5 protein-coding genes and 1 pseudogene are annotated in these 7,128 nt (G+C 68.1%); 3 read left to right on the top strand and 3 right to left on the bottom strand.

Annotated elements, in window-relative coordinates; all coding sequences use genetic code 11:
- The first annotated feature begins 104 nt into the window (after window positions 1-104).
- Window positions 105-866: a copper homeostasis protein CutC gene (locus ACFV4K_RS33890; RefSeq protein ID WP_379280379.1), complete on the top strand. Its 762-nt coding sequence runs from the start codon at window positions 105-107 to the stop codon at window positions 864-866.
- Window positions 867-1,086: 220 nt separating this feature from the next.
- Window positions 1,087-1,254, top strand: a complete 168-nt coding sequence (locus tag ACFV4K_RS33885; protein ID WP_379280378.1) for a hypothetical protein — start codon at window positions 1,087-1,089, stop codon at window positions 1,252-1,254.
- Between the two features lie 566 nt (window positions 1,255-1,820).
- Here the strand turns inward: ACFV4K_RS33885 and ACFV4K_RS33880 are convergent.
- The 3 genes and pseudogenes from ACFV4K_RS33880 to ACFV4K_RS33870 all read right to left on the bottom strand — a co-directional run.
- A pseudogene (locus ACFV4K_RS33880) lies at window positions 1,821-3,092 on the bottom strand (YibE/F family protein); the annotation flags it as partial.
- A 429-nt stretch (window positions 3,093-3,521) separates the two neighbouring features.
- A complete protein-coding gene (locus ACFV4K_RS33875) occupies window positions 3,522-4,781 on the bottom strand; it encodes a pyridoxal phosphate-dependent aminotransferase (RefSeq protein ID WP_379280380.1) in 1,260 nt (419 codons plus the stop codon).
- 139 nt (window positions 4,782-4,920) lie between these two features.
- Window positions 4,921-6,279 carry an XRE family transcriptional regulator gene (locus ACFV4K_RS33870; RefSeq protein ID WP_379280377.1) on the bottom strand — a complete coding sequence of 453 codons (1,359 nt, stop codon included), beginning with the start codon at window positions 6,277-6,279 and terminating at the stop codon, window positions 4,921-4,923.
- Window positions 6,280-6,535: 256 nt separating this feature from the next.
- On the opposite strand from ACFV4K_RS33870, the gene ACFV4K_RS33865 reads away from it, so the two are divergent.
- On the top strand, window positions 6,536-6,985 hold the full coding sequence (locus ACFV4K_RS33865) for a hypothetical protein (RefSeq protein WP_379280376.1): 450 nt from the start codon (window positions 6,536-6,538) through the stop codon (window positions 6,983-6,985).
- The last annotated feature ends 143 nt before the right edge of the window (window positions 6,986-7,128 follow it).

Genomic DNA, 7,128 nt, shown 5'->3' with positions numbered 1-7,128 from the left:
CCTCGTCGTTTCCGGTCACGATGTGGCTCGGTTCACGAGGCGTTCACCGCCCAGCGGCTAATCTCGGGCAACAAACTCGGCGCGAGTTCGCCATACTGCAAGGTATGACGGATGCGCGGGCGGTGCGGGTCGAGATCGGGGTGGAGTCTCTGGGCGGGGTCCGGATCGCCGAACAGGCGGGGGCGGCGCGCGTGGAGTTGTGTTCGGGCCTGACGGTCGGGGGGCTCACGCCGGGTCCCGCGCTCATCGAGGCGGCCGTGGCCGCGGCCGGGCACACCCAGGTGCACGTGCTGATCCGGCCGCGCCCCGGCGATTTCCGCTACACCCCCGACGAGGTGGCGCTCATGCGCGCCGATGTCGAGCGGGTCCGCGCGGTGGGCGCGCACGGCGTGGTGGTCGGCGTGCTCGACGAGGACGGCCACGTGGATCCGGCCGCCAATACCGAACTACTGGCCGCCGCCGACGAGCTGGAGGTCACCTTCCACCGGGCGTTCGACGTGTGCGCCGATCCCTACGCGGGTTTCGACCAGCTGCTGGAACTGGGTTTCACCCGACTGCTCACCTCCGGCCGCCAGGAGTCGGTGCTGGACGGCGCGTCCCTGATCGCGCGCATGGTGAGCCTGTCCGACGGCCGCATCGACGTGATGGCCTGCGGCGGCCTGCGCGCCGACAATGCCCGGCGGGTGATCGAGCTGACCGGCACGCGGGATCTGCATGCGGCCGTGCGCATTCCGGTGCCCGGCCGTCCACAGCCCGATACCAAGGTCACCTTCGCCGAGTTCGGGGTGCCGAGCGGTTTCGACCATTTCGCCACGGACGCCGACGGTGTCGCGGCGTTGTGCGAGGCGGCGAGAACGGCCGTCTAGCCGGGCGAACTCCCCTGCGATCCAACAAGTTTGCTGTGACACCCCTGAAGTTTGCTGCGCAAAAGGATAATTTTCATCCGAGATAGGGCGCTTGACCAAGCGTTACCAAGTCATATCTTTTGAGCGCGCTCTTGCTACAAAGTGGTCCGGATCACATTGCAGATCCGTCACGGGACAGCACGCCGGCCTCCGCTGCCCCACTCTCTCCAGGGGTTTCACCTTGATAGCTAGAAGAAGTCTGTCCCTGCTCGGGGCCGCCGGCATCGCACCGCTGCTCGTCGCCGTCCTGCCCGCCGCCCCGGCCGGCGCCCACGGCTACGTGGCGTCACCGCTCAGTCGCCAGGCCCAGTGCGCGAAAGGTCTATTGCCCTGCGGCGACATCCAGTGAGGGGTTCGGTGACCGCCGAATCCGAACCCGGAGAGGACTCGCGGAATGGAAGAGGGGCGTGTTTCCCCGGAAACACGCCCTTCGCACTATCTTTCGTCGATCGGTCAGGAGTCGGGCCGCGAATGCCGCCCGCCGCGGGGCGATTCGGGCGGCGGCCCCGGGTTCCGCGCACCCGGTTCCGACCACGGCTCGTCGGGATGGAACCAGGACGACGTGGTGTACCGGGGCTCCTGCGGCGGCGCCCCACCGTCGAACCACGACTGCTGCGGCGGCGGCGCGGGCTCGACCGGAGTCGGACCCGGTTGCACCACACTGGTTCTCGGCACCGTCGGCTCCCCGTCGCCGGACTCGGGGGGCGCCTGGCGCGGCGATGGCTGCGGCCCGGTGCGCGGGTTGTCGGTATCCGGTCCGAGCCGCACCACGAACTGCGAACCCGAGCGCGGTGCGTTCGGATCGCCGCCGCGCCGCGCCGCGGGCTGTCCGCCGGTACGCGGTCCGCCCGCCGGTCCGCCGGGTCGCCGCGGCGTATTCCGTTGCGCCCCAACACTCCGCGGCCGATTGCCGCCCGTGGCCGCAGCCGCGGGCACCGTGCCCGGCGGCCGCGCCAGCAGCACCGCGATGGCGGTGGTCAGCGGCACCGACAGCGCCAGCGCGATACCGCCGACCGCGGAGCGCGCGATCTCGATGCCCACCGCGTCGCCGGTCAGCACGTCGCGCATGGACCGCCCCGCCACGCTGAACAGCATCAGCAGCGGCAGCGCGCCACCGGCGTAGGCGAGCACCAGGGTGTAGACGGTACTGGCGATGTGGTCACGCCCGACCCGCATGGCGGCCGCGAAAATTCCGCGCCGCGTGGACTTCTCGTCCAGCGCGGCCAATTCGAAGGCCGCGGACGCCTGGGTGATGGTGACGTCGTTGAGCACACCCAGCGAGCCGATGATGAACCCGGCGAGCAGCAGCCCGGTGATGCTCACATGCTGCAGATAGGTGGCGACATTGGTGTTCTGCTCTTCGGAGAACCCGGTCAGATGGGTGATCTTCAGTGCCGCCCAGGACAATACGGCCGCCAGCACCATCGCCGACAGCGTGCCGAGCAGCGCCGAGCTGGTCCGCAGATTCACCCCGTGCGCGAGATACAGCACCGCGTACAGGATCACCGCGCCCGCGACGAGTGCCGTGGGGATGGCGGGTTTCCCGTCCAGCAGCGCGGGCAGCAGGAACACCACCAGGACGCCGAAGGCGACCACGAGCCCGAGCAGCGCCCGCAGTCCGCGCCACCGCGCTACCGCGATGATGACGACGGCGAACACGATGCCGATGATGGTCAGCGGCAGTCCGCGCGCGTAGTCGTCGAAGGAGTACGTGGTGACCAGGCTGGGGTCGGCCTTGGGATCCGCCTTCGGATCCACTTGGCGCACGATGCGGATCTTGTCGCCGGCGCGGAGATCGGGTTGCCCGGGCCCGGGCGCGATCTCGAACAGCGTCTTCTCACCCTGGCTGGGCCCGGAGTCGATGGTGACGATGCTGCGCTGGCAGGAGTAGCCGTTGGCGCGCGGGGCCTGCGGTTCCTCGCTGAAGACCCGGCCGTTGGAGGGGCTGCCGCAAGGGCCGATGTCCTGCTTGATCACCGTGCCGGCCTCGGTCTGCACCGCGCCGCCGCCGCCGTTCTGCATGGGCAGGGGGATGTCGATGTGCTGAGCGCTGGGCCAGAGCCAGATCAGCCCGGCCACGACCGCCACGCCGATCAACGCGAGCAGTCCGATCACGACCTTGGCCGCATTGGCTCCGATCGCGATGGGTCCCGAGTGGTCGTGATGGTGGTGATGGTGATCGCTCACGCGGAGAGCCTAAACGAAAACGATTTTTGACATGCTGAGAGGTCTCGGCATTTTGCCAGGTGAGGCGGTCGCGATCGCGAGGATTTTTTAGGGGGCGGCGGAGAGCAGGGGGATGTCTCCGCCGCCCGGGGTCAGCGGCCCAGGGGGGGTAGGCCGACTAACCAGGGCCGGACGGCCCAGGGGGGGTAGGCGGTCCGGCCGGGCACTCGAAGTGCCGAGGCCCACTGTACACAAAAGACGGTTCTTTGCGCTAGCTAAGTCTCTAAAAACCCAACTTTTTCGTACCAGCGGTTTGTTTTAGCCAGAGTCCCACCTGCGCCACACCCGGCGAGGAAGAGTGTCCACTCCTGGACAAAACCGTATAGGCGCAGGTCAAGGGGCTCACGGGATACCCCATGAACCCTACCGGTTGCTATTTCCGCCCGGAAGTTATTGGCGGTAGCTGGACAGGAAGTTGCCGAATCGTTCGATGGCGACCGACAGATCTCGCGCCCACGGCAACGTCACGATGCGCAGATGGTCGTGGTGCGGCCAGTTGAAGCCGGTGCCCTGCACCATCAGGATCTTCTCCTGCAGCAGCAGATCCAGCACGAGCTTCGAATCGTCGTGGATCTCATGGACTTCCGGATCCAGCCGCGGGAACGCGTACAGCGCGCCCTCCGGCTTCACGCACGACACACCCGGAATCGTGTTCAGCTTCTGCCAGGCCACATCCCGCTGCTCCAGCAGCCGCCCGCCCGGCAGCACCAGATCGTCGATGCTCTGATGTCCGCCCAGCGCCACCTGAATAGCGTGCTGCGCGGGCACATTCGGGCACAGGCGGGTGGAGGCCAGCAGGTCGATGCCCTCCAGGAAGCCGCCCGCGTGATCCTTCGGACCGGTGATGACCAGCCAGCCCGAGCGGTAGCCCGCCACCCGGTAGGCCTTGGACAGGCCGTTGAAGGTGAGGCACAGCAGGTCGGGGGCCAGCGTGGCCAGCGACACGTGCTTGGCGTCGTCGTAGAGGATCTTGTCGTAGATCTCGTCGGCCAGCAGCAGCAGCTGATGCTTGCGAGCCAGGTCCACCACCTGCTGCAGCACCTCGGCGGAGTACACCGCGCCGGTGGGGTTGTTCGGGTTGATCACGACAATCGCCTTGGTCTTGTCGGTGATCTTGGATTCCATGTCGGCGATGTCGGGCTGCCAGCCGTTGGACTCGTCGCACAGATAGTGCACCGGGGTGCCGCCCGCCAGCGAGGTCATCGCCGTCCACAGCGGATAGTCCGGCGCGGGGATGAGCACCTCGTCGCCATTGTCGAGCAGCGCCTGCATGACGATGGTGATCAGTTCGGAGACGCCATTGCCCAGGTAGACGTCGTCCACATCGAATTCCGGGAAGCCCGGCACCACCTCGTAGCGGGTGAAGATGGCCCGGCGCGCCGACAGGATGCCCTTCGACTCGCTGTAGCCCTGCGCGTACGGCAGCGCCGCGATCATGTCGCGCATGATCACGTCGGGCGCGTCGAACCCGAACGGCGCGGGATTGCCGATGTTCAGCTTGAGGATGCGATGGCCCTCGGCCTCCAACCGCGCCGCATGCGCGTGTACCGGCCCCCGGATCTCATAGAGAACGTTCTGGAGCTTGGTGGACTGCTCCAGCGTGCGCGGGGACCGATGCGGTAGGTGACTCTGAGGGCTCACGCTGGATATTCTGCCCTCCGCTTCGCTGCGGGCGGGTTCGCGGCCCCTGGTCCCGATTCTTCCCTCCCTCCGCTCCTCCGCTTCGCTCCCCCGCTCCAAGGCGGAGGTCTATCAAGCCGCAGTCCAGAATCGGGACGGCCGCGAACTTTCAGCGCGACGTATCGGGAGGTAGGACGCTCCTAGCGGCGGTCGAGCCACAAAAGTCCTCAATTCGCTCGTCGAGGTCGTGCGCCTCGCTGGCGTCGCGAAACTCCGGGGAGGCCAGGCGCTGACGGAGGACCGATAGGCGTTCCTCGAGCTGGGCGATGCGTTTGTCCTCGTCCAGCTCGAGCACCGGTTCGAGGGCCGCGGCGGCGCCGTCGAGGCTGCCGTTGATCAGGTGGGCGGCCGCGTTGTCGACCCGAGCGAGCGACTCCGCGCCGTAGGAGCGCTTGTCGGTGGGGCCGTTCACGTACAGGTCGATGGCGCGGCGGGTGGCGTCCAGCGCGGGTTCGGCCTGGCCGAGATGGATGTAGGTGGCGCCCGCGTAGTAGTGGCTCTTGGGCTGGTCGAAGCCGAAGACGCCGCCGACGTCGTCGTGCAGGGTGTCGCTGGATTCGCCGTCGCGGGCCTCGTCGGCGGCGCGGATGCAGCGTTCGGTGTCGGCGGCGCTGCCCAGCCGCGACCAGATGCGGGCCTCGATGTTCAGCAGCCGCACCTTCGAGGTCGCGGATTCGGTGTAGCGCTGGCCGCTCTGGGCCAGCAACACCGCGCGGCGCGGGCGTTCGGAGCGGTACTCGATGAGCGCCTGCATGCCGCGAGTCCAGGCGCGCAGCGGATTGTGCTCGCACAGCTCGGCGTAAGCCCATGCGGCCCTGGCCTGTTCACCGGCCGCGTCGAAATAGCCCAGATCCGTACTGGCATTCGCCAGCAGACCGGACAAAGTGCCCGCCAACAGATACAGATGCGCCGTATCCGACGGCCGCTGATGACCTTCCAGCAACCGGTATACGCGCCGCCGGACCCGCAACATCTCCACCATCATCGGCACCGGAGGCATGTGCACGTAGTCGTTGGCGATGCGCGTGACATCGGCATCGAGCTGTTCCAGCAGGGTGGCACCCACATTGGTGCCCTCGGCCCGGCCGGCGTGCTCGCTGGCTTCATGGGCAGCCGCCATGATCAAGTCCCTCTCCGAAATCGCCGCTAACGCATCGCCCCTCATCGCACCCGTGTCGACGAGTGCCAGCAGTTCCGCGTCGCTGGAATAACTGGCCTGCGCCGGCATGCCGCTCCACAGCTCGGAACCGCCTTGGCGCACATCGAAACCGGGAACGGCGGGGCCACTCGAGGGCTGGTCGATCAAGGCCGCGAACCGTGCCCGCACCACATCGTCGGACCTGGCAAGGGATGTATCGAGGGCGGCCTGATTGATGGGGCGGGGATGCACCCGATCGCCCCCGGCCTCCCATTTCGAGACCAGTCGTTCGTGGACGCCCAGGTGGGCGGCGAACTCCCTGATGCTCATGCGTTTGGCATCACGGAGGGCACGGGCCTCTTTGCCTGACCAGTGCCGTACCACGGTGCCATCCCTTCCGAACGAACTCCGAACTCCAGGGTACGAGCGGAAAGTGGCCGCGGCCACAGCCGAAACCTAGCTGGTACCAGGCTTTATACGTAGCCGCGACAGTGGCGGCGGAAAGGCAGTGGAAGGCGGGTGTGCGGGCGTTTTCCCATCCGCCTCCGGCGCGCGACCCTGGTGACCAGGGGAAGAAGGCGGGGAAGTGAACGCGGACAAGCTCAGAACAGTCGACGACTGGGTTTCCTACTACCGGCACGAGTTCGGGCTGCCGGTCACCGAGCGCGGCGGATTCGTCATGCTCCCCGTCACCGCGCAGGTCGCGGTCGTGCACCTACCGGTCGCCCGAGCCGAAAGGGTCCGCAGCGCACTGCAACAGCGCCGGACCGATGGCCCCATGCTGGCACGCCAGATTCGCTGGAGCTTTCTGGCCGAACCGGATTCACGCCCCGGCGCCCAGATCATGGAGGTCCTGAACCGCCTCGACATCGGCATTCCGACGGTCGGCAGCGCGGTCATGCTCCCCACCGGCCTCGGCCGCTGGACCCGCGAGGGCTGCCACTGGGTGCGCCCGCCCGCCCGAGACGCCAAACTCCCACCCCTGTCGACGATCATCACGACAGCTCTGGCGGTGGGACCGGGAAGCGAGGATTGAACGCAGCCTTCCTCGCACCGGCGCGATCCGCGCCGGAACCACCGGGTCCGCCCCCTCTTGGCAGTCGACGGGGCGGGCTCGGCGTCCGATTCGCCCCGCCGCCTCCCGCCGGGGCGGGGGCGCGGCGCGCGGCCCCCCGGCCC

The organism is Nocardia sp. NPDC059764, from assembly GCF_042732555.1.
Taxonomy (GTDB): domain Bacteria; phylum Actinomycetota; class Actinomycetes; order Mycobacteriales; family Mycobacteriaceae; genus Nocardia.
This window is presented reverse-complemented; position numbering and strand designations above follow the sequence as displayed.

Bases quoted from the DNA above. Each gene is read 5' to 3' on its own strand.
- ACFV4K_RS33890 (WP_379280379.1), top strand. From the start codon at position 105: ATGACGGATGCGCGGGCGGTGCGGGTCGAGATCGGGGTGGAGTCTCTG.
- ACFV4K_RS33870 (WP_379280377.1), bottom strand. From the start codon at position 6,279: ATGAGCATCAGGGAGTTCGCCGCCCACCTGGGCGTCCACGAACGACTG.